The organism is Enterococcus olivae, from assembly GCF_053760925.1.
In genome coordinates this window covers 1-25,866 of record NZ_JBSMVT010000008.1, presented here as the reverse complement: position 1 = coordinate 25,866, position 25,866 = coordinate 1, and the positions used below count along the sequence as shown (strand labels likewise).

23 protein-coding genes and 1 tRNA gene are annotated in these 25,866 nt (G+C 38.2%); 17 read left to right on the top strand and 7 right to left on the bottom strand.

Annotated features, from left to right (window positions below; genetic code table 11):
• Window positions 1–20 precede the first annotated feature (20 nt).
• Complete coding sequence (locus tag ACWODM_RS07090) at window positions 21–1,043, top strand: alpha/beta hydrolase (RefSeq protein WP_455320676.1); 1,023 nt, start codon at window positions 21–23, stop codon at window positions 1,041–1,043.
• A 114-nt stretch (window positions 1,044–1,157) separates the two neighbouring features.
• On the top strand, window positions 1,158–3,182 hold the full coding sequence (gene pbp4, locus ACWODM_RS07085; RefSeq protein ID WP_455320675.1) for a penicillin-binding protein PBP4(5): 2,025 nt from the start codon (window positions 1,158–1,160) through the stop codon (window positions 3,180–3,182).
• Between the two features lie 35 nt (window positions 3,183–3,217).
• Here the strand turns inward: pbp4 and ACWODM_RS07080 are convergent, their stop codons facing one another.
• Together ACWODM_RS07080 and gloA are read right to left on the bottom strand one after the other, a co-directional pair.
• Window positions 3,218–3,928, bottom strand: a complete 711-nt coding sequence (locus ACWODM_RS07080) for a gamma-glutamyl-gamma-aminobutyrate hydrolase family protein (RefSeq protein WP_455320674.1) — start codon at window positions 3,926–3,928, stop codon at window positions 3,218–3,220.
• Between the two features lie 124 nt (window positions 3,929–4,052).
• Window positions 4,053–4,427: a lactoylglutathione lyase gene (gene gloA, locus ACWODM_RS07075; protein ID WP_455320773.1), complete on the bottom strand. Its 375-nt coding sequence runs from the start codon at window positions 4,425–4,427 to the stop codon at window positions 4,053–4,055.
• A gap of 154 nt (window positions 4,428–4,581) precedes the next feature.
• On the opposite strand from gloA, the gene ACWODM_RS07070 reads away from it, so the two are divergent.
• Window positions 4,582–5,028 (top strand): NUDIX hydrolase, encoded by a 447-nt coding sequence (locus ACWODM_RS07070; protein ID WP_455320673.1) that lies wholly within the window; start codon window positions 4,582–4,584, stop codon window positions 5,026–5,028.
• A gap of 43 nt (window positions 5,029–5,071) precedes the next feature.
• Here ACWODM_RS07070 and yidA read toward each other — a convergent pair whose 3' ends face one another.
• Genes yidA through ACWODM_RS07055 form a run of 3 tightly spaced genes read right to left on the bottom strand, consistent with a single transcriptional unit; the run spans window position 5,072 to window position 8,064 of the window.
• Window positions 5,072–5,884 (bottom strand): sugar-phosphatase, encoded by an 813-nt coding sequence (gene yidA / locus ACWODM_RS07065; protein WP_455320672.1) that lies wholly within the window; start codon window positions 5,882–5,884, stop codon window positions 5,072–5,074.
• A gap of 16 nt (window positions 5,885–5,900) precedes the next feature.
• A complete protein-coding gene (locus tag ACWODM_RS07060) occupies window positions 5,901–7,262 on the bottom strand; it encodes an HD domain-containing protein (RefSeq protein WP_455320671.1) in 1,362 nt (453 codons plus the stop codon).
• Window positions 7,246–8,064, bottom strand: coding sequence for a lipoate--protein ligase family protein (locus tag ACWODM_RS07055; RefSeq protein WP_455320670.1), 819 nt, complete (start codon window positions 8,062–8,064; stop codon window positions 7,246–7,248). Before ACWODM_RS07055 ends, ACWODM_RS07060 begins: the two co-directional genes overlap by 17 nt.
• A gap of 145 nt (window positions 8,065–8,209) precedes the next feature.
• Here ACWODM_RS07055 and ACWODM_RS07050 point away from each other — a divergent pair, with 145 nt between their 5' ends.
• The 4 genes from ACWODM_RS07050 (at window position 8,210) to ACWODM_RS07035 (ending at window position 11,136) form a co-directional block, all read left to right on the top strand.
• A complete protein-coding gene (locus ACWODM_RS07050; RefSeq protein WP_455320669.1) occupies window positions 8,210–8,644 on the top strand; it encodes a DUF1934 domain-containing protein in 435 nt (144 codons plus the stop codon).
• A gap of 86 nt (window positions 8,645–8,730) precedes the next feature.
• A complete protein-coding gene (gene rpoE, locus ACWODM_RS07045) occupies window positions 8,731–9,339 on the top strand; it encodes a DNA-directed RNA polymerase subunit delta (RefSeq protein ID WP_455320668.1) in 609 nt (202 codons plus the stop codon).
• 215 nt (window positions 9,340–9,554) lie between these two features.
• On the top strand, window positions 9,555–9,941 hold the full coding sequence (locus ACWODM_RS07040; RefSeq protein WP_455320667.1) for a hypothetical protein: 387 nt from the start codon (window positions 9,555–9,557) through the stop codon (window positions 9,939–9,941).
• A gap of 250 nt (window positions 9,942–10,191) precedes the next feature.
• Complete coding sequence (locus ACWODM_RS07035; RefSeq protein ID WP_455320666.1) at window positions 10,192–11,136, top strand: sugar-binding transcriptional regulator; 945 nt, start codon at window positions 10,192–10,194, stop codon at window positions 11,134–11,136.
• Between the two features lie 56 nt (window positions 11,137–11,192).
• Here ACWODM_RS07035 and ACWODM_RS07030 read toward each other — a convergent pair whose 3' ends face one another.
• Window positions 11,193–12,062, bottom strand: coding sequence for a MurR/RpiR family transcriptional regulator (locus ACWODM_RS07030; RefSeq protein WP_455320665.1), 870 nt, complete (start codon window positions 12,060–12,062; stop codon window positions 11,193–11,195).
• A gap of 216 nt (window positions 12,063–12,278) precedes the next feature.
• On the opposite strand from ACWODM_RS07030, the gene deoC reads away from it, so the two are divergent.
• The 4 genes from deoC (at window position 12,279) to ACWODM_RS07010 (ending at window position 17,772) form a co-directional block, all read left to right on the top strand.
• On the top strand, window positions 12,279–13,001 hold the full coding sequence (gene deoC / locus ACWODM_RS07025) for a deoxyribose-phosphate aldolase (protein WP_455320664.1): 723 nt from the start codon (window positions 12,279–12,281) through the stop codon (window positions 12,999–13,001).
• Window positions 13,002–13,165: 164 nt separating this feature from the next.
• Complete coding sequence (locus ACWODM_RS07020) at window positions 13,166–15,028, top strand: BglG family transcription antiterminator (protein WP_455320663.1); 1,863 nt, start codon at window positions 13,166–13,168, stop codon at window positions 15,026–15,028.
• Window positions 15,029–15,040: 12 nt separating this feature from the next.
• On the top strand, window positions 15,041–16,915 hold the full coding sequence (locus ACWODM_RS07015) for a PTS fructose transporter subunit IIABC (RefSeq protein ID WP_455320662.1): 1,875 nt from the start codon (window positions 15,041–15,043) through the stop codon (window positions 16,913–16,915).
• Window positions 16,916–16,932: 17 nt separating this feature from the next.
• Window positions 16,933–17,772, top strand: coding sequence for a class II fructose-bisphosphate aldolase (locus ACWODM_RS07010; protein ID WP_455320661.1), 840 nt, complete (start codon window positions 16,933–16,935; stop codon window positions 17,770–17,772).
• 389 nt (window positions 17,773–18,161) lie between these two features.
• Here the strand turns inward: ACWODM_RS07010 and ACWODM_RS07005 are convergent.
• A tRNA-Arg gene (locus ACWODM_RS07005) sits at window positions 18,162–18,233 on the bottom strand.
• A 55-nt stretch (window positions 18,234–18,288) separates the two neighbouring features.
• Between ACWODM_RS07005 and rpoN the strand changes: the two genes are divergently transcribed.
• From rpoN to eno, 6 genes are all read left to right on the top strand, one after another.
• A complete protein-coding gene (rpoN, locus tag ACWODM_RS07000) occupies window positions 18,289–19,605 on the top strand; it encodes an RNA polymerase factor sigma-54 (protein WP_455320660.1) in 1,317 nt (438 codons plus the stop codon).
• Between the two features lie 244 nt (window positions 19,606–19,849).
• On the top strand, window positions 19,850–20,887 hold the full coding sequence (locus ACWODM_RS06995; protein ID WP_455320659.1) for a sugar-binding transcriptional regulator: 1,038 nt from the start codon (window positions 19,850–19,852) through the stop codon (window positions 20,885–20,887).
• A 39-nt stretch (window positions 20,888–20,926) separates the two neighbouring features.
• Window positions 20,927–21,928 (top strand): type I glyceraldehyde-3-phosphate dehydrogenase, encoded by a 1,002-nt coding sequence (gene gap, locus ACWODM_RS06990; RefSeq protein ID WP_455320658.1) that lies wholly within the window; start codon window positions 20,927–20,929, stop codon window positions 21,926–21,928.
• 96 nt (window positions 21,929–22,024) lie between these two features.
• Window positions 22,025–23,215, top strand: a complete 1,191-nt coding sequence (locus tag ACWODM_RS06985; protein ID WP_455320657.1) for a phosphoglycerate kinase — start codon at window positions 22,025–22,027, stop codon at window positions 23,213–23,215.
• Between the two features lie 31 nt (window positions 23,216–23,246).
• On the top strand, window positions 23,247–24,002 hold the full coding sequence (gene tpiA, locus ACWODM_RS06980) for a triose-phosphate isomerase (RefSeq protein ID WP_455320656.1): 756 nt from the start codon (window positions 23,247–23,249) through the stop codon (window positions 24,000–24,002).
• A 111-nt stretch (window positions 24,003–24,113) separates the two neighbouring features.
• The gene (gene eno, locus ACWODM_RS06975; protein WP_455320655.1) at window positions 24,114–25,415 is read left to right on the top strand and encodes a surface-displayed alpha-enolase; all 1,302 of its coding nucleotides are present in this window, start codon (window positions 24,114–24,116) and stop codon (window positions 25,413–25,415) included.
• Window positions 25,416–25,866 lie beyond the last annotated feature (451 nt).

Genomic DNA, 25,866 nt, shown 5'->3' with positions numbered 1-25,866 from the left:
TAGTTTGAGGAGGAAAAGAGATGAAGAAAAGCAAGCTGTTTCTTAGTGGACTGATCGGAGCCGGTGTAGGTATGTATTTTTTATTTCGCAATCAATCAGAGGATATTCGAATTGAAGAAGAGATCATCCTAGATGAACATCAAGAATTACAAAAAATAAAAAAGGAAGAGCTTTTCTTAGTATCCTCGGATCATTTGCCTCTTGCTTTGACGGTCCTTCGACCAGCTTATCGTCCGGTTAAGGCGGTTGTTCAAATCGTTCATGGTATTTTAGAGCATCGCAAAAGATACCTTGAATTTGCCGGATTTTTGGCTGAAAACGGCTTTGCTGTCGTTGTCAGTGACAATCGTGGGCACGGACATTCTGTCGATGAGCAATTTCCATTGGGCCACATGCCGGGGGCTGATCGCATGGTGGAGGACCAATATGAGATCACCTGCTTTATCAAAAAACGTTTTCCAGGCAAACCCGTTTATCTCTATGGCCATTCCTTTGGCTCGATTCTTGCAAGAATTTACCTACAAAAACACGATGCAGCGATCGATAAGTTGCTACTGTCGGGAACCGTTCAACATGAAAAGAAAGCACAATTTGGTTTGATCGTGGCTAGGATTGCCAATAAACTGGCTGGAGAGCGTAGTTTTTCATGGATCATGAAAAAGCTGTCAGACTTCGGTTCTGAAGATAAAAGCTGGTTGACTAACAGTAAAGAGCATGTAGCAAAAGCTCAAAAGGATCCTTGGATGATCCCTGGTTATGACAATCGAGGAACAATGACTATTTGGGAAGCCGATCACTACCTGAAAAAAATCACTGATTTTGATTGTCAAAATCCAGAACTTCCGATATTGAGCATTACGGGCGCGGAAGATCTTGGCATCACGGGTGGAAAAAAAGGACTTTTAGATACCGAGAATACTTTAAGAGCGATCGGTTATCGCCAAGTAGATATGCTGGATCTGCCAAATATGAAGCATGAAGTATTGAATGAAATCGACAATCGGCTGGTCTATCAGTTGATTCTGGACTTTTTTAACAGTTGATCAGATAAAACTCTGAGATACATTTATTTCTGAGTTTTTATGAAGTTTCCGGAAGCAATTTGAATTTGATTGTTTGCTGGAGAGATATCACCAATGACAGAAAGTAGGAACAAAATGAAACGAAAACAAAAGAATCAACGATGGATACTTCTCACAGGTCTGTTTGTGTTGCTATTGGCTGCAATTGGTGGTACTGTCTGGTTTTTGCAAGGCAGCAAAGAACGTCAAGCTAAGGAGACTGCCGATGGTTATATCGCAGCATTGGAACAAGGCGACTATGAAACGTTACTCACTTTTTTCAACGAAACTTCCATGGAAGAACATGGCTTTACTGCCGAAGAAGTGCAAGCAAAATATCAAGCCATTTTTCCAGCGATCCACAGCAGTGATCAGAAGGTGACGAATGTCCAATTAGAAAAAGACGAAACAGGCTATCAGTTGAACTATCAGCTTTCGATGATGACCTTTCTGGGAGAGCTTGAAGACTTAGATTATCAGACAACGGTCGATTTGTCAGCAGAGCATCCAACGATCGACTGGTCGCCGGCATTGATTTTTCCGGGAATGACAGGCAAGGACAAAATCCGCATCAATGAAGATCCAGCGAACCGTGGTGATATTGTAGATCGCAACAATCAGCCCTTGGCTACGAACCGTGAGTATCAACAGCTAGGCTTGAATCCCAGTCTATTAGGTGAAGGGACAGAGCGAGAAGAGAAGTTAAAAAAAATTAGTGACTTTTTTTCAATCGACATCGAGCAATTAGAAAATCGTCTGGAACCATCATGGGCTGAAGGCGATGTCTTTGTTCCCGTAAAAATTTTATATGATACAGAAGAAGTCACTCCTCTCGATCAATTGCCGGAAGGGGTAGTGATCGGCAAAGAAAGCAAACGGTATTATCCGCTGAAAGAAGCCGGTGCTCATCTTATCGGTTATGTCAGTCAAGTAACTAAGGAAGACATGGAGAAGGACCCTGGATTAAGTGAGCATGATCTGATCGGGAAATCTGGTTTAGAAGCGACCTTTGATCAACAGCTACGAGGAGAAGCTGGGGGATCGATCGTGATTACCGAGGAAGACGGTACTGAAAAAGAAATCCTACTTGAACGAAAACGCAAAGATCCTGAAATCCTTAAGTTGACGATTGATAGAGAAGCCCAAAGAACGGCCTTTGATGAGTTGGATGATAAGCCCGGATCGACAGTGATCATGGAGCCTCAAACGGGAGATTTGTTGGCTGTGGTCAGTTCGCCAGCCTATGATCCCAACAAGATGATGCTGGGGATGACGCAGGAGGAATATGACAGCTATGCGAATGATGAAGAACTGCCTTTTATGGCTCGATTCACGAATCGATACGCACCAGGATCGACCTTCAAGGTGATTACTGCAGCCATTGGGATAGATGCCGGTACGATCGACCCAGAAGAAGAATTCGCTATCTCAGGACTGAAATGGCAGAAGGATCAGAGCTGGGGGGCCTACGAGGTGACCCGTGTAAAAGAAGCATCACCAATCAACTTGGAAAAAGCCTTGGTCTATTCTGATAATATTTACTTTGCTCAGCAAACGCTGGCACTAGGAGAAGACAAGTTTAGAGAGGGCTTGAGCAAATTTATTTTTGGTGAAGAGCTGTCTCTGCCTCTTCATATGGAGTCAGCATCAATCTCGAATGACGAGCAATTTTCATCTGAGATCTTACTGGCAGATACAGGCTATGGCCAAGGACAATTACTGATTTCTCCGATCCAGCAGGCAGCGATCTATAGTGTGTTTATGAATGAGGGGGACCTAGTTTATCCTCGTCTGACAATTGATGAAGAGACCGAAACAAAAGAGAACGTCATTTCAGCCAGTGCTGCGGAAAGGATCATCAATGATCTGATCCATACCGTGTCAGATGAAGATGGTTATGTCCATGCGTTGTATTCGCCTGAGTTTGTACTTTCCGCTAAGACAGGGACCGCTGAGATCAAAGAGGAACAAGATACAACTGGGATTGAAAACAGCTTCCTCCTGTATTTTGATGCAGAAGATCAACAATTCTTAGGAATCACCATGGTAGAGAATTCGCAGGAAAATGAGACCGCTGTTTCTCACAGCGGAGAGATTGTTGATTACTTAGAGAAGAACTAAAGAACAGGAGATCGCTTTTGCACGATCTCCTATTCTTATAGTTTTTGGACAAAAAAGTCAAACAGCTGCTGATCGGTTGCTATTTTGCTGCGAGTCAGTTCAGGATGCCATTGGATGGCCAGGATCGGTGCCTTGAGGTGCAAGGCCTGAATCCCTTCAATCACGCCATCAGGTGCCTGAGCGATTACTTGAAAGCCCTCAGCTGGCTGGGCAATCACCTGGTGATGATAGGTATTGACTAGATATTCCGAAGGTAAAAAGTCACTCAAAAGACTTTCCGGTTTGATGCGGACAGCATGAGTCGGTTTATTCATTTCTGAATCTTGGATATGTTTTAACGTTTTTGCTGGAAACAATGAAACGTCCTGATACAATGTTCCGCCAAAGGCAACGTTCAATAATTGCATACCGCGGCAAATCCCCAAAATCGGTTTGCCTGCTTTGACCGCCTCTTGAATCAACTCCAATTCAAAGGCATCTCTTTTTTCATTGGTTTCTTCCAAATAAGCATGTGGCTCTTGTCCGTATAATTTGGGCGTGACATCATGACCACCTCCCAGCAAAAGCTTGTCGATTTTTTGTATGTAGTTTGCGGCATCTTCAGGTTCTCCAATTGGAAAAACCATAGGAAGTCCGCCAGCTTGTTGGATTCCTTCAACGAAGTTTCTGGATGTGTAAGAGAGCCAATATGTCTCGCCGGTAAAAATCGTGCGTTCGTTCCCAGCAATACCAATAATTGGTTTCAAGGCGCGTCCTCCTTTGTTGAGTCAGATATTTTCTTTCAATATTATAGAAAAATCTGGTTGATGACAAGCTTTTACGTTCAAAAAAACTCTTTCCAAACCATTTGTTCGGAAAGAGTATCTAAGATTAGCGATCACGAATGACTTCGATTTTGTAGCCATCTGGATCAATAATAAAGTAATAAGAAGGCGGAACACCTGGCAAGCCTTTTAAGTCAGTCACATTGAAGCCGGCTGCTTTGTGTTTTGAATGAAGAGCTTCAACATCTGCAGATGAAATGGCAATATGTCCATAACCGTCTCCTAAATCGTATCCTGGATGATCGTAATTGTAGGTCAACTCCAATTCATAGTCATCTCCAGGTAATGTTAGGTAAACCAAAGTAAATTTTGCTTCTGGGAAATCTCGGCGGCGACTTTCTTCAAAATCAAAGGCTTCTTTGTAGAATGCCAATGAAGCTTCTAAATCTTTTACGCGTACGCAAGTATGTGCCATTTTCATAGTTGGTATCAATCCTTTCCTCTTGTTAGCTTCATCATAACATAACCAATTTTTGATGATAAGAAACTTGCCCTGTTTCTAAGTGAATTCTAAACTTGTGTGTTGCGAGGCTATCAGTTACAATCAAAAGAAAGAGTTTCACAGGGAGGTCAAAATGGACAAGCCGGTTTTTGGGAAAAAAGAAGTTGGGAAAAAGTATCAACCGCGATATGGAGCTTATGTTGTGATCCATCGAGAGAATAAGAAAGAAGTCATTATCGTTCAAGCACCAAATGGGGCTTATTTCCTACCAGGTGGGGAGATTGAGCAGGGAGAGAACCACTTGCAGGCGATCGACCGTGAGATGCTGGAGGAAGTCGGTTTTGAGGTATCCGTCGGTCGGTATTTAGGGGAAGCGATGGAATACTTTTACTCCAGTCACCGAGACACTTATTTTGAACATCCCGGGTATTTTTATGTGGTCGATCAATGGGAAAAAGTTGCAGAACCCACAGAGACTACGAATGGTCTAGCTTGGGTGACACCTGAAGATGCGATGCTACTGCTAAAAAGAGGAAGTCATCGCTGGGCGATCCAGGAATGGTTGAAGGAAGAGAAGTAAGTAAAAAAGCAGGTCCTCCATATCTTGGAAGACCTGTTTTTTCTTATTTCAATGCGTATTTTTTGATTGCTTCGGCAACGCCGTGTTCATCATTTGAAAGAGTGATCACATCGGCGTGTTCTTTGACAACATCGATCGCATTATCCATAGCAACGCCAAGACCGGCGTATTTGATCATGGAAAGATCATTTTCATTGTCTCCAATGGCCATCACTTCAGAAGGCTCTAGCTCGAGATGTTCTACCAAACGTTTGAGTGCCGTTCCTTTTTGCGCTTCTTTGTTCATGATCTCTAAGAAGAAGGCCGCACTTTTTACGATGGTGTATCTTTCTTTGTAATCTTCAGGAACTGAAGGGATCGCTGCATCCAGCAACTCAGGTTCATCAATGATCATCATCTTGATGTATGAGATATCAGGGGTCATTTCTTCCTGTGTCCGATATTTGATCGGCATGTTCACCAAATGTGATTCGTGGACAGTATAAGGACTGATGTCACGATTGGAAGTATAAATTGTATCCTCTGACTCCGTATGCACGTGGAGGTTTAGTCTACGTGCAAGCAGATCGATCTCCAAGTAATCCTCATAGGTCAAGCTAAAACTTGAGACGGTTTTCTTGGTTTCGGTATTTTGAACCAACGAACCATTGTAGGTGATGGCATAATCATCGCCAGTAAAAAGTTCCAATTGGTGAAGCAGCTTCTGGATTCCTGCAAGGGGACGTCCAGTGCTCAAAACGATCTTGATTCCTTGTTTTTTAGCTTGCTGAATAGCGTCGTGTACTTCAGCTGTCAATTGATGACTGCTATTGATCAGGGTGCCGTCGATATCAATGGCAATTAATTTGATAGACATGTGTTCCTCCTAAAAGTTATTCAATCAATGCTCCATTGTGGATATGGTTAGCAAATGACTGGTAAGTCTCTCCAAATAAATCATAGTTGTCCTGAAGCGATTGGTCAACCATTTCTTTCGGGAAATAAAAACGATTGTCTCCTTGACCTTGTCCAGCCAGTGCGGAAACAAGCTGACTGACCTTTGAGAGCTCGATTAGAGTACCATCTTTTTGCTGCAGTTCGATCTGTGTGCGGTGTTTGCCTGATTTTGGACGATAAAAATCATAAGGCAAATCAAAACTGGAATTGATGGCTGTGTAGTAAGTAGGATTAAAACCGGCTGTCTCTACGATTTTCTGCATTTCCTTCACCAAAGGCTGCTGTGAAGCTGGATCAAATTGACAAGATTTCAATGGCTTGCGATTTAAAAATCGTTTGGCCAAATCATTTAATATTGGATCAGCTTCCTCGATCCAATGATTGAAATACGTATTTAATACACCATCATCCAAGCGCAGGTACTCTTCCAAAGAAAATTTTTCTTTTAAGAAAGGCAGCAATAATTGTGAATGGTTCTGGAAGATTTTTTTATCTTCCTGATACAACTCATGGGCACGATTCAGCAGATGCTCTAAGACTACTTCCATTCCTCGAGAAGTTGGGTGGAAATAGACCTGCACATACATTTGGTAGCGACTGACGATATAGTCTTCCACAGCATGCATGCCATTCATGGCAAAGGTGATTCCACCCTTATAGGGACGAATCACTCGTAGGATTCTGGTTAGATCAAAGGTCCCGTATTCTGTTCCAGTGAAATAGGCATCCCGCAGTAAATAATCCATGCGGTCCGCATCGATCTGACTGGAGATCATTTGGACGACTTGTGGATTAGGATAAGTTTTAGTGATCACACTTGCGACTTTTTCCGGAAAACCGACTTCGACACGATTCAAGATCTGGTAGACCTCTGTTTCAGGAGAAGTCAAAATTGCCACCGTGATCGCTTCATGATCAGTGTGAAAAATATGCTCAAAGGTATGTGAATAAGGACCGTGACCTGCATCATGCAGCAAAGCCGCGCACAAAGCCACCAGCCGTTCAGCATCATCCCAACCTTCATCGCCAATTTTTTCTTTTGAGTAGTTGCGCTGAAAAATATCACAGATCCGACGTGTAATCTCATAGACCCCCAAAGAATGGGAAAAACGACTGTGTTCCGCTCCATGGAAGGTAAAGGAAGAGGTTCCTAACTGTTTGATCCGGCGCAAGCGCTGGAACTCCTTGGAGTTGATCAGATCAAGAATCACCCGGTGTTGGACATGCACATAATTATGTACCGGGTCTCGAAAAACGGCTTCTTTACGCAATAGCTGCTTTTTATAGGGAATCGCCATGATGAATCTCCTTTATTTTTAAATTTCGTTGTTCCATGCCAGCAATTTTTTTCTCTAGTAAAGTCGTATAGTTATTTTCCTGGACCCATTGCAACGGATCGATGGCATCTGTTTGGATCTCCAGAGCTTGGAGGAAACGTTCTTTGACAGCTTCCACACTGAGACTTGTTGCAAGCATTGTTTCTAATGTCGTCATACAGCTTGAATCAACGGCAGGATAGCCGTCTGTACCGAAAGCTTCTTTTAAGCTTGTTTGATAAAATTCACGAACGATTTCCCCTCGCCTTGTCTGGTCACCGTTGACACTAAGATACATCATGACCGCCACGCCATTTTTTAGTCTACGCTGGGCGATGCCAGCAATTTTTTTTCCATTTACGCTTAAATCAAAAGTTCCTGGGCAATAGGAGTCAGTGATTTCATAAGCATTTATCACCAGCTCTGGAAAGGCTTTTTGCGTTAATTCATACATCGCTTCATAGGCTGTATCGGTAGTTGTTTGCTCGTTTTTAGGGAAAATCAAGGAGATATTTAGAATCCCTTGATCAGCGATCACACCCAAGCCTCCTGAGTTGCGGATGACCGGTAGATAGTCATTGTTTAAAATACTTTGGACACCGAGTTCAAAGTCAGTTACACGCGTATCCTTCATTCCTAAAATGAAAGTTTGCTCAAACTGCCAAAAGTGAAAAAAAGAGCGACTGTTTGCACTGCTGTCCTCGGTAAAAACATCGGTAAGTGCAAAAGGGAGAAAGGCCGTTTTTTTATAAAAATTTGCTTGATCAATATATAGATATGTCATGGCTAGATCCTTCTTTTTCTATTGTTTTCTCTATTATATACGAAAATCTTATGAAAATATGCGGAAAAGTTTTGAATTGGCTGGTTTTATTGACAAACAAGCTGAAAATGTGAACAATATAAAGAAGAGAAGAGGGGGAACGAACGTGGATTTGAAGAAAGGATTACCTGTTTCTATCCAGCTGAAAACAGAGGTTTTTCAAAATGAGGAATTACAGGAGTTTTTATTTGATTTACAAGGACAGGTCGTCAAGATTGGCGATACTCTTTATATAAGGTACAAAGAAATGCAGGAAGATGAGACAGAAATTCCTGTAACAATGAAGATTTCTCCAGATGGTTCTATCCAGTTGATCCGCTCAGGTGAGATGCGCTTGCGTTTGAAATTTGTTTATCGTGAAAAAGCCGAAACGAGTTATCAAACGCCGTATGGTGTGATGTTTTTTAGTACCTATACAAGAGACTTGCATTTTAGTTTGACTGATCGTCCAACTGCTGGAAAAGTGTCTGTAGAGTATGATTTGTTCACAGCAGGAGAAAAAATTGGAAATTACAAGCTGTCATTGGATTTTACTGCTTGATTTTAGTGATTTTTTGTCAGAAAAAATTGCTTTTTTGCAAAGATTTTTGTATGATTAGACGTAGACTGTGAAAGGACGTGTCCCGATTGGAAATTAATGTATTTGAAGGTGTAAATAAAAGCGAGTTATCCATGATTGAAGTTGCTCATGCAATTTTAGAACAAAAAGGTGATGTCATGGATTTTTCAGATTTAGTTAATGAGATTCAAACTTACTTAGGTAAATCTGATAGTGATATTCGTGATTCTTTGGCGCAGTTTTATACGGACTTAAACATAGACGGCAGCTTTATTTCTTTGGGAGATAATCGTTGGGGCCTACGTTCATGGTACGCCATTGATTCAATCGATGAAGAAGTAAACCATGGAATCGACGAGGATGATGAAGATGCACCACGTCGCCGCAAACGTAAAAAAGTCAATGCGTTCATCAATGACGATGAAGATGCGATTGACTATAACGATGATGATCCGGAAGATGCAGATCTAAATGCTGACGACGATGACGATGATTTATTTGAAGACGATGATGAAGATGAAGAAATCGCTGCTTACAACTCTGACTTGCAGGAAATTGGCGCAAGTGACAACGGTGATGATGAAGAGGATCTTCCAGGAAGTATTGAAGAAGACTTAACAATCATTGACGACGATGGCGATGATGATTTTGATGAGGAAGAAGACGAAGAATTGTAAGGAAGAAGAGACGGGTGCTTAGGCATCTGTCTTTTTTTTATCAAAATAAAAGAACAGCAACGATGTGACATTTGTTGACAAATGAATTTTTTTATGCAAAAATGTATTTGTTAAATATTTCACAATATTGTTGTTTGTTTGAAAAGAGCCAAATAACCGTTTCAATCAGTCTTAAAAAATGAATATGCTAGTTTGAAAGATGGGAGAGAAATTCTATGAGCGCAGTAGTATTTGGAACTTGGGAAGTTTTAATTAATGAAAATCAGCACAGTGAATCTGTCAGTTCGGATTTAACAAAACTACTAAACTATCTAAAAGTGCGTCAGATCAAGGTCGGTATTCTTTCAAAAGAGAGAGCTGGTTTTGATGAACTTAAGATAGGGGAAGACTTGGGCTTGGTTTTAGAAGGAAATTTTCTGCTTGATGAAGCAGGGGAGAACGTATATTTTTTAGATGTTGAAAAGAAAAGACTAGAGAAAGCTAGAAAGGATGGATTTATTCCAATAAGGATCACAGAAAAAGAGGAAGAAGAAAATTGTGTTTGTTTTCACAATATCTCGCAGTTTCATACGTTTTTAGTTCAATCAAAATTTGAATATTAGTTACTCTGAAATCAGTGATGAGAAATCATGCTGGTTTCTTTTTGTTTTGTAAGGCTGTTTTCCTTGACTAGTGATAAAACAGGAATAGATCTTTAGGTGATTTTGTAGTCATACTCAATTTTTCAAGAGCTAAACTTTTTTGAATGTTAATATTTATCTTTCATATGAATCTTAATTAGATTGCTTTAGAAGGATGTTTGCTGTTAATATTAAGAAAATGACGTTGATGTTCTTGAAAGGAGTTAACGAAATGAAGGATGAAAAACGTAGATTATTGTCTAAAGTTGCATATCTTTATTTTATTGAAGAAAAAAGTCAGACAGAAATTTCGGTAGAGCTTGATATTTATCGAACTACAGTCAGTCGAATGATCACCAGGGCGAAAAAAGAAGGGATCATAAAGATCTATATTGAGGAAACAGAGTCAGAAATTTTCAAATTGGAAGAATATATTCAGTCAAAATACAATCTCAAACGAGTTGAGATTGTTGATAACAACACAGAAGAAACAGAAACTGAATTAGCTAATAATATTTCGCAACGAGCTGCTGCTTTAGTGAAACATTTGATTAAAGAAAAAGATATTGTGGGGATTTCATGGGGATCTACTCTAAGTAAAATGGTCGAAAAAATTGAAGTAAAGACTGTCAAGGATGTTTCATTCTGTCCTTTGGCTGGAGGACCTAGTCATATCAACACTAAATATCACGTCAACACACTTGTTTACGAGATGGCTAGACTTTTTCAAGGACAAAGTACATTTATAAATTCAACTGTTGTACAAAATACAGAAGAGATTGCTTATGGTGTCTTACGTTCAAAGTACTTTCAAGAACTTCTAATGCTATGGAATGAATTGGATTTAGCCATTGTTGGAGTAGGCGGGAATTTGATTCATAATAAAAGTCAATGGCGAGATCTTTTAGACAAAACAGACTATGCTATATTAGCCAAAGAAAAAGCAGTTGGGGAAGTTTGTTGTAGATTTTTTAATGAGAATGGGGAACCAATTCATGGAAAGTTACAAAAAAGAATCATTGGTTTAACTCTTGATCAATTAAGCAGGGTACCTAAATCAGTTGCAGTTGCCTATGGAGACAATAAAGCGTGGGCCATTTTGGCTATTCTCAAGAGAGGATATGTCAACCACTTAGTTTTGCCAGTCGCTTTTTTGAATAATTCGTCTCAGATATAATGAAGTTATCCAGAAGCTCCGTACTGGTAATGACTAACATAGTTTTTTTAAATAAATCAAAAATTTTTCTTTTCTACAAGAATATTCACTTTATGGAGTCTTGAAGTAAAGTTCTCGTAATCGCTAATTAAAATACCCATATATAACATATCAACTATAGATAAAAGGGAGGTTCTAGATATCATTGTTTCACTATAAAAAGTTGTTTCATGATCACCTGTCAGTAATTCGATATCAGCATATTTAGATATATGTGAGGCCTTATAATTAGTTAACGCAATAGTTTTCGCACCAGCTTCTTTTGCAATTTGAAGAGTGTCTACAACATCAATAGTACTTCCTGAATGAGAAATGGCAATAGCAACATCATTTTTGGAAAGGGAGACACAACTTAATTGTTCTAAATGATTATCTGTAAAAAATCTTGCGTTTAATCCAATTCTGATTAGCTTACTGACAAAATCAAGAGCAATACTTCCTGAAGTTCCAACACCAAATACTTCGATTCTTTGTGCTTGAAGAATGGCTTTTACAGCTTCTTGATAAGAGGTGGTATTAAAAATCTTTAGTGTATCCTCTAGTCCTTGAATTGTATTACGAATGATTTTTTCAGGAATCGAGTCCAGTGTATCATTTGGAGAAAAATTAATATCAACAAATTTTTTTGTATCTGATGATGAGCTCTCTTTTCCCCAATCTCGAAGTACATGAGATTTGAAGTCACTATAGCCTTTGAATCCTAAAGCTTTAGTAAATCGTACAACTGAAGGATCACTGACTCCTACTGTTCCAGATAATTCAGAAAGTGCCATCTCTGAAACTTGATAACCGGTGTCTAATATAAAATCTGCTACCTTTTTTTCTGTTTTGCTAAGTGAATTGTATTTCAATTTAATTATTTCTGAATATAGTTGGTTATTTTCCATAAAAAAGCCCCTAACGATAAGTATATGTAGTATTAATACATAATAATATTTTTATCTACATCAGTCAAATTGTACTATTAGAAGTATCTTATATAGAACAGACTTAAATATTGTTTTTTTTGTATTTAAAATACGAATATACCTTTATAAAGTATTTAAAATACAATATAATGAATTTGTAGTTATTTTACAAAAAAAGTAAGGAGGAGTATTTTTATGACAAAAGCAAAAGATATGACGGTAGAGCAGCTTGGAAAGTATATTGATCAATCTGTATTAAAACCTGAATTTACAGAAGCTGAAATTCGGCAATATATTCAAGAAGGGGTTGATTATCATTGTGCAACGGTATGCATCAATCCTTCATCTCTTGATATTGCATCTGAGCTAACTAAGGATACAGAAACAAAGATTTGTGTCGTTTGTGACTTTCCATTTGGCCTAAGCACGACAGCATCAAAAGTCTTACAAGCAGAAGAGTATTGTAAACGTGGAGATATTTATGAGCTAGATATCGTTGCGAACTATGGGTGGATTAGAAGTGGCAAATATACTGATGTAACAACTGATATTAAAGCAGTTGTGGATGTCTGCCATAAGTATGGGACAGCAGTGAAGGTTATTTTTGAAACCGATACATTGAATGAAGAGCAAATTCGCCAAGCTTGTGAATGTGCGATTGAAGCTGGAGCTGATTTTGTAAAAACAAGTACAGGATTCCTAACTGGATTTGAAGGTGTAGGCGCTTCGACTGAAGTGATTGGAATCATAATGGATCAATGTAAAGGACGCATCAAAATAAAGGGGAGTGGAGCAATTAGAACACAAGAACATTTCTTTGAATTAATCGATATGGGGATTGATCGTATGGGGATTGGATATAAGTCAACGCCGATAGTTTTAGGATTGGATAAGACGGTAAGTACAGATAATTACTAAAAAATTACAGAAGGGAATCAAAAATTAGTGTATTTAAGTTTTGATTCCTAGTTTATTGTATTCAATTTTTATTTCAAAAATGTTTCCGTTTACACAGGAAGGGATTCATTATAGCGACTTTATGACAATTAAACTATCATATGTTTGTAGGGGATGTGATAAAAATGAGAGAAAAATATGTAAAGTTGATTGTTGCTTTACAAGAACAGGGGGGATTTATAAGAGGAAGTGAATTAGCAGAAAAACTTCATGTATCGGATAGAAGTATCAGAAGCTATATTAAAGATTTAAATGAAAATTATCTGATTGATGCCAAGATAAAAAACAACAAAAATAAAGGATATGTTCTTGTTGGAGAAGTCAATGAAATCAAACGAACGCAGCAGATTGAATTTGAAGAACGAGCTTTTTTTATCATTAAGTATCTCTTAGAAAAAGAAGATTGGGTTACTTATGATGAGATTGCGGAAGGACTTTTATTTTCTAGTCAAACAATTCGGACAGATGTATTAAAAATTCAACAACTGATTAATAATCAATTGAGAGATATTCGTGTCGAAAGTATTATCTTTCGAGGGATTCGATTGATTGGTAGTGAAATTGATAAACGGTTATTTCTGGATAGTTTATCTAATCCACCGACTCTGACAAATATTAATTTTACCAAAGTATTATCACAATATTTTAAAGGTTGGATTATGATTGAAGAATTGGAAAATCTTGTAGAATATTTACAAGAGCAAGTAGATCAACTTGAAATTCCAACCAATACAGAAGTACTTTTACCGATTATTTCTTATTTAATTATTTGTCTTAATCGAATAGAAAAGCAATGTGTTTTAGAAGATGCGACTCACTTATTAAATAAATATGATATTACCCAAACGAAGGAATATGTAATCTCAAAGAAATTATTAGACAGAATTGCTCAGCAACGAAAAACAAGCATACCTGAATCAGAAATCATTTATTTTAGCTTTTATTTAATGAGTCAACGGTTGCTTTTTGTTGCAACAATAGAAGAGGAGTCTCAAATTCCCGATAATATCAAAAAAGAAGTAATTGATATTTTGTTGCAACTTGAGAAAGAGTACAATATGAATTTTTGTAGCGATAGTCAGTTGTCTTCAGGATTAATTTTGCATCTTTCACGGGATATTTATCCATTGCTTTTTAATTTTTATATTGAAAATTCTTTGATTACGACAATCAAACAAGAATACATTCGAGCGTATTATATCTCTGTCCGTTTTTCCCATTTAATCAGCAAAAAACTTCATATTAATATACCTGAAAGTGAAATAGGATATCTTGCTTTGCATTTTGCTTCGTATATCGAAAGAAAAAATAAAGATGCTATTTTTGCTGCCATTCTATCTGGAAGAAATCGTCCAATGTCTATTTTGTTAAAAAAGGATTTAGAAAATAAAATTTCTGGATTAGAAATTAGTAAAATTGTTCGTTTTGATGAAATTGATTCCCTACCAGAAAGTATTCAATTGCTTATTTCAACGTTTCCATTAAAGAAGGAAATATCCATTCCCTCAGTCCAAGTAAATGAATTTATCACAGAAAATGATATAGAGAATTTGAAAATAATTGTTAACAAACTACTTTCAAAGAAAATATTGAAAGTTGATTATTTTGCTAGACTTAGTGCGATGAGTAAAGCCGAGGTTTTAAAGCAGACATTAAAAGAAATGAACTTAGATTATATGTTTGAGAGTTTTATGGAAAGAGAATCACTATCTACTACAGAAGTAGGAAATGCTGTCGCCATTCCGCATCCACTACAACCAAGTAACGAGAAACAAATGCAGATAGGTATAGTTATTTTGGATAAAGCTATTTCTTGGGGAAGCTCGGATGTGTCGCTAATCTTTTTGATTGTGCCTGGAAGAGATAAACAATCAGAAATGAGTCAACTTATGGAAGAGTTACACAGAGTATTGAATGATACGATTCTTTTGAATCAACTCTTGCAAGTTAATTCAAAAGAAGAGTGTGTTTCAATCTTAGAAATATAAGGAGATGAAAAAATGAATATTTCAGAATTATTAACAAGTCACACAATAGAACTAAATGTGAAAGCAAAAAGTAAAGAAGAATTAATTGAAGATTTATCGCAATTACTTGAAAAGAATGGAAATTTATCGAATATTGAACAATATCGGCAGGATATATGGGAAAGAGAAAACTTAATTTCAACCGAAGTAGGGTCGGGAATTGCGATTCCCCATGCAAAATCAACTGCTGTTGTGAAACCAGGCATTGCTTTTGGAAGAAGTTTGGAAGGATTTATCTACGATGAGCAAAAGTGTCATTTGTTCTTTATGATAGCAGCTGGAAATGAAGCATCAAATGAACACTTGCAGACGTTGTCACGTTTATCTACTTATTTAATGGATGAAATGTTTAGAGCAAAACTTATTCTTGCCGATTCGGCAGAAGATGTTTTAGCAGCAATCAATGAAAAAGAGCAAGAGGATATTGAAGAAAAATTTGATTTAAAAGAGACAGGTGCTAAAACCTATTTAGTTGGTGTGACTGCTTGTACAGCAGGAATTGCTCATACGTATATGTCAGCTCAGTCTCTAAAAGATGCTGCAGCAAAAAAAGGCATTGAAATGAAAGTTCAAACTGATGGATCAAGTGGTACCGAAAATCTGCTAACGGACGAAGAAATTCAACGAGCAGCTGGAGTAATTATTGCTGCAGATCGTGGTGTTGATTTAAGTAGATTTGATGGAAAAAAACTCGTCAATACCTCTACAAAAAAAGGAATTAATGAGCCAGACAAATTAATTGAAGAAGTCTTGAACAAACAAGAAGTTTATCGAGCAGAAGGCAAATCTCAAGATCTGGGTAGTTCTTCAAGTTCTGCTAAAAGTGGTGCTTTTGATATTTATAAGCATTTGATGAATGGCGTATCATTCATGTTGCCATTTGTTGTCGCTGGAGGGATTTTAATTGCGATTTCATTTATGTTTGGTATTCATTCATCTAATCCTGATTCTGATCAGTATAACAGCTTTGCTGCATTTCTTAATTCAGTTGGTAGTGGGGCTGGTCTAGGACTGATGGTTCCCATTTTTGCTGGATACGTTGCATTTAGTATCGCAGATCGACCTGGTTTAGCACCAGGTGTTATTGGTGGAATGATTGCTACACAAGGAGGATCCGGATTCTTAGGTGGATTATTTGCTGGGTTTCTAGCAGGTTATGTTATCTTGTTGCTGAAAAAAGTGCTTGTAAAAATGCCTAAATCTTTACAGGGGTTGAATCCAGTCTTGCTGTATCCTGTATTAGGTACATTAGCAACGACAATCACTATTCAGTATGTGATTAATACACCAGTAAGTAATATGAATGCAGCTTTAACTAATTGGTTGACGGGAATGACAGGGTCTAATGCAATCATCGTGGGAGCGATTCTTGGTGGGGTTCTCGTAAGTGATATGGGTGGACCTTTAAATAAAATTGCCTATGCCTTTGGGATTCAAATGATTGCTAGTGGGGTTTATGAACCGATGGCAGCATTGATGGCAGGAGGAATGATTCCTCCGATTGGTGCTGGATTAGCAACAACATTTTTCAAAAATAAATTTACTACCAACGAAAGAGAAGCTGGTAAAGTTGCATATGTTCTAGGTGCCTCTTTTATTACAGAAGGTGTCATTCCTTTTGCTGCAGCTGATCCATTACGTGTGATTCCAGCTAATATTATTGGAGCCGCAGTAGGTGGTGGATTGTCGATGGCTTTAGGCATTACTTTATCTGCACCACATGGAGGATTATTCGTTATTCCGATTGCAGTAAATCATCCAATTATTTATATCGGTTGTATTTTGGTAGGAAGTGTTGTAAGTGCTCTGATTATTGGTTTGAGTAAAAAACCGTTAGAAATTAAATAATATTAGGAGGAGAATAAATGTTAGTAACGTCAAAAGAATTATTTCAACAAGCAAAAGAAAATGGTTATGCTATTCCAGCACCAAATTTTATTGATGTGGAGTCGATGAAGGTATATTTGGAAGTTGCAGAAGAATTGAATGTACCAGTTATTTTAGCTTTAGCTGAATCACACTTAGATTTGATTTCTTTAGAAGAAGCCGCTCTGAACGGAAAATATTTTGGAGAAAAAGCGAAAGTACCGGTTGTTCTTCATTTGGATCATGGGATGACACCAAGTGTTATCAAAAAAGCAATTGATTTAGGGTTCACTTCTGTCATGATTGATGCTTCACAGGATGAATTTGCAGCAAATGTAGCAAAAACTAAAGAAATTATTACCTATGCTCATCCTAAAGGGGTAGTTGTGGAAGCGGAAATTGGTCATGTAGGCTCAGGTGTCAATTATGAAAATCATGAGCATACAGATTCTAAATATACGACAGTCGAAGATGCAGTTAACTTTATTCAAGAAACCAATGTTGATTCTTTAGCAATTTCAATAGGAACTGCACATGGAATGTATAAGGGAGTACCTGAAATTAATTTTGAGCGATTAAATGAAATTGCGAAAGCGGTGGATACTCCGTTAGTGTTACACGGAGGTTCTTCATCAGGTGATGAGAATTTAGCACGATGTGGTCGTGAAGGAATTGCCAAAATTAATGTTTTCTCTGATTTAGTGAATGCCGCAATGGACGGAATCACGGAGACGAAGCCAGTCAATTATCTAGAGGTAAAAGAAGCAGCTAAACAAGGAATGAGAGAATGTTTGACTCATTACTATGGAGTGTTTGGGACAGAAAAGTATAACGATTAATTAGAATAGATAATAGAGTATCTTAACGGGTGCTCTATTTTTACTGTTTTTTGTTACCCAGAATAGAGAGTTTGCCAATAGAAAACAAATGGGGCTGTGACATAAGTCACTTTATTACTCCAATAAACGAATTAAAAAATATAATTTTATTAAAATGTTTGTTACGAAGTTTCATTATTTGATTACAAATACTAATGGAAAAACTTTTCCAAAACAAAAAAGATGACTTGAATTTCCCAAAGTTCGGAAATTCAAGTCATCTTTTTATTTATGTCACAGCCCGTTTGTTAGTAATGAACTATGAATTTCATTTTTATAGTATTCATACTTGTGAAACCTCATTTTGCCTTTTCGATAACTTTCAAGTATACTGTAATCAGTTACAACAACGCATCCTAAGGGAATCGAACCCCTGTCTCAAGAACCGGAATCTTGCGTGATATCCACTACACTAAGGATGCTGAACACTTTTAATAGTTTAGCGGACTTTAAGAAAAAAAACAAGGGGAAATAACAATGAAATTTCAGCAGCAATTTTCACAGCAACAAAAACAAATACAAAAATTGGCAATGACTCAGAAATTGCAGCAGTCGATTCAGGTACTACAGTTTTCTACCGAGGAATTGACCGATTTTATCGATAACCAAGCCTTGGAAAATCCTTTATTAGACGTGACTCCGCCGGATTATACTTCTAACTACTCCAAACCAAGAACTTCTACTGGGACTGAAATGAATTATTTGAGTCAGATCCCTGATAACAACCTTTCCCTTTTTGAGCACCTGATTGATCAGATCCACTTGAATTATCGGGATACATATTTGCGTACCTTGGTTCTGTATTTAGTCGAGTATATTGATTTGAACGGTTTTCTAACGATTTCTTTGGATGAAGCTGTTCGAAAGACAGGTGGGACGCCGATCCAGCTCTTGGATGCCTTGACGTTGATCCAACAACTAGATCCAGCTGGCGTTGGGGCTAGAAATCTGCAAGAGTGTTTGATGCTTCAAACTGAGCGTGATAATTACGCACCCGAATTAGCCTATATCATGCTGGAGGAATGTTTTGATGAATTAGTAGAACGTAAATGGGAGAAGATTGCCAAAATTTTTTCTGTTACCTTACCAGAAGTCCAGAAGGTTTTCGACTACATCCAAACCTTAACACCTACCCCAGGAGCTTCTTTTGGCTCAACAGAAGGTTTATATATCATTCCTGATTTGACCGTGAAAATCAAAGGAGACAGGATTCAGGTGTCGTCTCATCGAAACGGTGCACCGGAAGTTAAATTTCAACAAAATTATTTCGATCAAATGAAGCAAAGTGGTGATCCAGAAGTACTGGAGTATCTTAAAGAAAAAAAGCAAGACTTTGAGTGGTTGAAAAAAACCGTCGAGCAGCGAGGCGATACCATATTTAATGTAGGAAAAGCGATTGTTGCTCGTCAACAAGACTTCTTTTTGAAAAAAGAGCATCCGATCAAACCGCTTATTTTGAAGGATATCTCTGAAGAGCTAGAGATTCATGAATCAACTGTCAGCCGTGCTGTCAATGGAAAATATTTAGAGACCGAGTTTGGTGTGTTTGAATTGAAGCGTTTCTTTAGTCAGAAGCTCACTTCAGATGAAGGAGAGGAACGATCGACAAGCGATGTGAAAAATCGTTTGAAAGACTTGATCGATTCTGAAAGTAAAAAGAAACCATTCTCTGATCAAAAATTGGTAGACTTGTTGAAAGAAGAAGGAATCGAAATCTCTAGACGAACGGTTGCAAAATATCGTGATGCTCTGAAGATTCCAAGTTCTTCTAAGCGAAAACGATACGATGAATAGAAAATAGCACGAGGACGTCGAAGAAAGCAGCAAGATTTTTCGGCATCCTTGTTTTTTGTAAAAAAAATGTAAAAAGTGCGTATATATCCTTAATTTTATTCATGTATGAGTTGATAAATAAGAATGAACATGCTAGAATTATTTGTGTAAGGAATTGAAGAAAGAAGGTAAATTTGCTTTTTTTTACAACGGATGGGTCATATTAAGTCTATCTGGGACTAAAATTGTCCAACGGAGGTTGCATATGCTTGACGAACTTAAATTGTTTGAAACGATTGCACCAGATTTCTTAGCAGTTATTCAGGAAAGATATCGAATTCTGCAAAGTATTTATTGGATGCAGCCAGTTGGAAGACGAACACTTTCAGAGAGCTTGGATATGACAGAACGGATGTTGCGAACAGAAACAGATTTGCTGAAAAAACTTCAATTAATTGATTCTTCAAAAAGTGGTATGATGTTGACTACTAAAGGAGAAGATGTTTATAATAAATTAGGTAGTATGATGGATCAATTGTTTGGTATGCATCAGATTGAGAAACGGCTGGCACATCACTTTGGAATTGACCGCTGTCTGATCACAAGTGGTAATAGCGATCAGCAGGTCAAGGTAATCAGTGAATTTGGACACCTCCTAAAAGAGGTTCTAGATAGCAATTTGCCAAGTGGAGAAAATATCATCGCAGTGATGGGTGGTATTACAATGGCAAAGGTTGCCAAAGAATTGTCCAATCTGGAAACAGATCGACGTCGTAACTTGTTTGTCCCTGCTAGAGGAGGGATTGGAGAAGCCGTCAATGTACAAGCAAATTCTGTGAGTGCAGAAATGGCGATTCGTACAAATGGCAAGTATCGATCGCTTTATGTACCTGAACAGTTGAGTAAAACTACGTATAATTCACTTTTACAGGAACCTTCTATAGTAGAAGTTCTGAATTTGATAAGTGAAGCCAATTGCGTGATTCATGGTATCGGACGAGCGCTACATATGGCTGCTCGACGGAAAATGACAGAAGAAGAGATTTTGATGCTGAAGCAGAAAAATGCTGTGGCAGAATCTTTTGGTTATTTCTTCGATGAGTCTGGCAAGATCGTTTATAAAATTCCCCGCATTGGATTGGAATTAAAGGATCTGCAACATATCCCTTACGTATTTGCAGTCGCGGGTGGAAGAACGAAGGCAAAAGCGATTCATGCATATATGCAGAACGCACCAAAACAAACGTGGCTCATCACAGATGAAGCCGCCGCAAATGAGATTTTAAAAGGGGTAACCCTTTAAAATAAAATTTTTATGATTTTCATAAGGAGGAAATCTTAAATGACAGTTAAAGTAGGTATTAATGGATTTGGACGTATCGGACGCTTAGCTTTCCGTCGTATCCAAGATGTAGAAGGAATCGAAGTGGTTGCGATCAACGACTTAACAGATGCTAAAATGTTAGCACACTTGTTAAAATATGATACAACTCAAGGACGTTTCAACGGTACTGTTGAAGTTCACGAAGGTTCATTCAATGTAAATGGTAACGAAGTTAAAGTTTTAGCTAACCGTAACCCTGAAGAATTACCATGGGGCGAACTAGGCGTAGATATCGTTCTAGAATGTACTGGTTTCTTTACTTCAAAAACTGCTGCAGAAAAACACTTGACTGCTGGTGCTAAACGTGTTGTTATCTCAGCTCCAGGTGGAGATGATGTTCCAACAATCGTTTACAACACAAACCATGAAATCTTAACAGGCGAAGAAACAGTTATCTCAGGTGCTTCATGTACTACTAACTGCTTAGCTCCAATGGCTAAAGCGTTAAACGATAACTTCGGCGTTGTTGAAGGTTTGATGACAACTATCCACGGATACACTGGTGACCAAATGACTCTTGATGGACCACACCCTAAAGGTGACTTCCGTCGTGCGCGTGCGGCTGCTGCAAACATCGTACCTAACTCAACTGGTGCTGCTAAAGCGATCGGCTTAGTAATCCCAGAATTGAACGGTAAATTAGACGGTGCTGCTCAACGTGTTCCTGTACCAACTGGTTCATTGACTGAATTAGTAACAGTTCTTGACAAACAAGTAACTGCTGACGAAATCAATGAAGTAATGGCTAAAGCAGCTAACGAATCTTATGGTTATACTGAAGATGAAATCGTATCTTCTGATATCGTAGGTATTACTTACGGTTCATTATTCGATGCGACTCAAACTCGTGTAATGACAGTTGGCGACAAACAATTAGTTAAAACTGTTTCATGGTATGACAATGAAATGTCATACACTGCACAATTAGTTCGTACTTTAGAATACTTCGCTAATTTATAAGATAGCTCACTATCTAAATTTGCAGTATCAAAGCGGGGAAGCGACGCGCTTCTCCGCTTTTTTTTAAGAGAAAGACCGATATTAGGAGGCAATTTCATGGCTAAAAAGACAGTACAAGATATTGATTTAAAAGGCAAAAAAGTTCTTGTTCGTGTTGACTTCAATGTTCCATTAAAAGATGGAGTGATCACCGATGACACACGAATCAAAGCAGCATTGCCAACAATCAAATATGTTTTAGACCAAGGTGGAAAAGCAATTCTATTTTCTCACTTAGGACGTGTAAAAGCAGAAGAGGATAAAGCAGGTAAATCTTTGGCACCTGTTGCAGATCGTTTAGGCGAATTACTAGACAAAGAAGTGACATTCGTTCCTGAAACTCGTGGTGAAGCATTGGAAACTGCAATCAACAATTTAGAAGACGGTGACGTAGTTGTCTTTGAAAACACACGTTTTGAAGATGTAGATGGTAAAAAAGAAAGCAAAAACGATACAGAACTAGGAAAATACTGGGCATCATTAGGTGACGTCTTTGTAAATGACGCGTTTGGTACAGCTCACCGTGCGCATGCTTCCAATGTAGGTATCGCATCTACAGGAATCCCAACAGTTGCTGGGTTCTTGATGGAAAAAGAAATCAAATTTATCGGTGAAGCGGTTGAAGAACCTAAACGTCCTATGGTGGCAATTTTAGGTGGCGCGAAAGTTTCAGATAAAATCGGCGTAATCGAAAATCTGATTCCTAAAGCAGACAAAATCCTTATCGGTGGTGGAATGACTTATACATTCTATCGTGCAGAAGGAATTGAGATCGGTAAATCACTTGTTGAAGCGGACAAAGTAGAATTAGCAAAAGAATTGATTGAAAAAGCTGGCGATAAATTAGTATTACCAGTTGACTCAGTAACTGCTGCTGATTTCTCTAACGATGTACCAACTGAAGTTCATGAAGGTGCTGTACCAGCAGACCAAATGGGCTTGGATATCGGTCCTAAATCAGTTGAATTGTTTGGCGATATCTTAAAAGATGCAAAAACAGTTGTTTGGAACGGCCCAATGGGTGTGTTTGAAATGTCTAATTTTGCTAAAGGTACGATTGGTGTTTGTGAAGCAATCGCGAACCTTGAAGATGCAACAACAATCATTGGTGGAGGAGACTCTGCTGCAGCGGCTGAGCAATTAGGCTTTGCAGACAAGTTCACGCATATCTCTACTGGTGGCGGTGCTAGCTTGGAATTACTTGAAGGAAAAGAATTACCTGGCTTGGCAGCAATCAACGATAAATAATTGATCAAATCGAAAAAGGAGTGTCACAAACATGCGTAAACCTATTATCGCAGGTAACTGGAAAATGAATTTAACTGCTTCAGAGGCTAAAGCCTTTGCAGAAGAAGTAAAAACAAAAATCCCTGGCAATGACAAAGTTGATTCAGTGATTGGTTCTCCAGCATTATTTTTAGAAACATTAGTAGATGTTGCGAAAGGAACAGATTTGAAGATCTCTGCTCAAAACAGCTACTGGGAAAATTCAGGAGCGTTCACTGGTGAAACTTCTCCAGCTGCGCTAGCAGATCTAGGTGTTGACTATGTGATCATTGGTCACTCAGAACGCCGTGAATACTTCCATGAAACAGATGAAGAAATCAACAAAAAAGCAAAAGCGATTTTTGCTAACGATATGACACCAATCTTATGTTGTGGTGAATCTTTAGAAACTTATGAAGCTGAAAAAACTGCGGAATGGATCGAAGGACAAATCACTGCTGGACTAGCTGATTTAACAGATGCACAAGTAAGTAATCTAGTAATTGCTTATGAACCAATCTGGGCGATCGGCACTGGTAAATCTGCTGATGCAACGATTGCTGATGAGATTTGTGGTGTGGTACGTCAAACCGTTGCTAAACTTTACGGTAGTGAAGTAGCATCAAAAGTTCGTATCCAATACGGTGGTTCTGTAAAACCAGAAAACATCGCTGAATACATGGCAAAAGAAAATGTTGATGGAGCTTTAGTAGGTGGAGCAAGCTTACAAGCTGATTCATTCTTAGCTTTATTGGATGCTGTAAAATAATTCGTTTACATTTTCGAATTTTATTTGCAGTATTACTGAAAATTCATTAAAATAGAAGTAATCACAAGGGGTATCCCTTACGATAAAACAAACTCAAAGGAGAGACAAAACATGTCAATTATTACTGATGTTTACGCTCGCGAAGTCTTAGACTCACGTGGTAACCCAACAATCGAAGTAGAAGTTTATACTGAATCAGGTGCGTTTGGACGCGGAATGGTTCCTTCAGGAGCTTCAACTGGTGAACACGAAGCGGTTGAATTACGTGATGGCGACAAAGACCGTTACTTAGGTAAAGGGGTATCTAAAGCTGTCGATAACGTAAACAACGTTATTGCTGAAGCGCTGATTGGTTATGATGTTCGTGATCAAATGGCTATCGATAAAGCAATGATCGAATTAGACGGAACTCCTAACAAAGGTAAATTAGGTGCGAATGCTATTTTAGGTGTGTCTATTGCTGCTGCTCGTGCTGCTGCTGACTACTTGGAAGTACCTTTGTACCACTATTTAGGCGGATTCAATACAAAAGTTTTACCTACTCCAATGATGAACATCATCAACGGTGGTTCTCACTCAGATGCGCCAATCGCATTCCAAGAGTTCATGATCGTACCAGTTGGTGCACCAACATTTAAAGAAGCATTACGTTGGGGTGCAGAAGTATTCCACGCATTAGCTAAAATCTTGAAATCTCGTGGACTAGAAACAGCTGTAGGTGACGAAGGTGGTTTCGCTCCTAAATTTGAAGGTACTGAAGATGGTGTTGAAACAATCTTAGAAGCAATTAAAGCTGCTGGTTTAGAACCAGGCAAAGATGTATACCTAGGATTTGACTGTGCATCTTCTGAGTTCTACGAAGATGGTGTTTACGACTACGCTAAATTTGAAGGCGAAGGCGGAGCAAAACGTACTGCTGCTGAACAAGTAGATTACCTAGAAGAGCTAGTTAACAAATACCCAATCATCACTATCGAAGACGGTATGGATGAAAACGACTGGGATGGATGGAAGCTATTGACTGAACGCCTAGGCGACAAAGTTCAATTAGTTGGTGACGACTTGTTCGTAACAAACACTGAAATCTTAGCTAAAGGTATTGATGGCGGAATTGGTAACTCAATCCTAATCAAAGTAAACCAAATCGGTACTTTAACTGAAACTTTTGAAGCTATTGAAATGGCTAAAGAAGCTGGCTACACTGCAGTTGTTTCTCACCGTTCTGGTGAAACAGAAGATTCAACAATCTCTGATATCTCTGTTGCAACTAACGCTGGCCAAATCAAAACTGGTTCTCTATCACGTACAGACCGTATTGCGAAATACAACCAATTACTACGTATCGAAGACCAATTAGGTGAAGTAGCTGAATACAAAGGTTTGAAATCTTTCTACAACTTAAAAAATAAATAAGACATCGCTTGCTACAAAAAAGATTTCTTATGATTACTCGTTAAGTAATCTGTTTTTAAAGTTATAGGTAGACCAATAATTATCATTAGACACTGTTTTTTCTCTAACTAGGAGAAAAAACAGTGTTTTTTGTGCACAGAAATGATAGCTGAATATTAGTCTACCTAAGCGCATTGTACATTTGTTAAACAAGAAGTTTTTTAGTTCCCTTAAGATCTCATGAACAAGAAGGTCACTTGTTCAGAAAAAAATTGTCAATAAAAATTAGAAAAATACCAGATTTAAAAATTTCGCGAATTTTATAATCAAGTTAGCCACCTGAAAAATAAAAAAACATCATAGTGAAAAATCATGTATTATTAGGGTTCCGATACCAACTAATAAGGAGATTTTCACTATGACGTATTCAAATTCTACCACAACTCGTTTAAAAGGTCAGCACCTAACAGCC

Bases quoted from the DNA above. Each gene is read 5' to 3' on its own strand.
- eno (WP_455320655.1), top strand. From the start codon at position 24,114: ATGTCAATTATTACTGATGTTTACGCTCGCGAAGTCTTAGACTCACGT.
- pbp4 (WP_455320675.1), top strand. From the start codon at position 1,158: ATGAAACGAAAACAAAAGAATCAACGATGGATACTTCTCACAGGTCTG.
- tpiA (WP_455320656.1), top strand. From the start codon at position 23,247: ATGCGTAAACCTATTATCGCAGGTAACTGGAAAATGAATTTAACTGCT.
- ACWODM_RS07060 (WP_455320671.1), bottom strand. From the start codon at position 7,262: ATGGCGATTCCCTATAAAAAGCAGCTATTGCGTAAAGAAGCCGTTTTT.
- ACWODM_RS07035 (WP_455320666.1), top strand. From the start codon at position 10,192: ATGAAGGATGAAAAACGTAGATTATTGTCTAAAGTTGCATATCTTTAT.
- ACWODM_RS07015 (WP_455320662.1), top strand. From the start codon at position 15,041: ATGAATATTTCAGAATTATTAACAAGTCACACAATAGAACTAAATGTG.
- yidA (WP_455320672.1), bottom strand. From the start codon at position 5,884: ATGTCTATCAAATTAATTGCCATTGATATCGACGGCACCCTGATCAAT.
- deoC (WP_455320664.1), top strand. From the start codon at position 12,279: ATGACAAAAGCAAAAGATATGACGGTAGAGCAGCTTGGAAAGTATATT.
- ACWODM_RS07030 (WP_455320665.1), bottom strand. From the start codon at position 12,062: ATGGAAAATAACCAACTATATTCAGAAATAATTAAATTGAAATACAAT.
- ACWODM_RS06995 (WP_455320659.1), top strand. From the start codon at position 19,850: ATGCTTGACGAACTTAAATTGTTTGAAACGATTGCACCAGATTTCTTA.
- ACWODM_RS07055 (WP_455320670.1), bottom strand. From the start codon at position 8,064: ATGACATATCTATATATTGATCAAGCAAATTTTTATAAAAAAACGGCC.
- ACWODM_RS07090 (WP_455320676.1), top strand. From the start codon at position 21: ATGAAGAAAAGCAAGCTGTTTCTTAGTGGACTGATCGGAGCCGGTGTA.
- ACWODM_RS07020 (WP_455320663.1), top strand. From the start codon at position 13,166: ATGAGAGAAAAATATGTAAAGTTGATTGTTGCTTTACAAGAACAGGGG.
- gap (WP_455320658.1), top strand. From the start codon at position 20,927: ATGACAGTTAAAGTAGGTATTAATGGATTTGGACGTATCGGACGCTTA.
- ACWODM_RS06985 (WP_455320657.1), top strand. From the start codon at position 22,025: ATGGCTAAAAAGACAGTACAAGATATTGATTTAAAAGGCAAAAAAGTT.
- ACWODM_RS07070 (WP_455320673.1), top strand. From the start codon at position 4,582: ATGGACAAGCCGGTTTTTGGGAAAAAAGAAGTTGGGAAAAAGTATCAA.
- rpoN (WP_455320660.1), top strand. From the start codon at position 18,289: ATGAAATTTCAGCAGCAATTTTCACAGCAACAAAAACAAATACAAAAA.
- ACWODM_RS07040 (WP_455320667.1), top strand. From the start codon at position 9,555: ATGAGCGCAGTAGTATTTGGAACTTGGGAAGTTTTAATTAATGAAAAT.
- gloA (WP_455320773.1), bottom strand. From the start codon at position 4,427: ATGAAAATGGCACATACTTGCGTACGCGTAAAAGATTTAGAAGCTTCA.
- ACWODM_RS07010 (WP_455320661.1), top strand. From the start codon at position 16,933: ATGTTAGTAACGTCAAAAGAATTATTTCAACAAGCAAAAGAAAATGGT.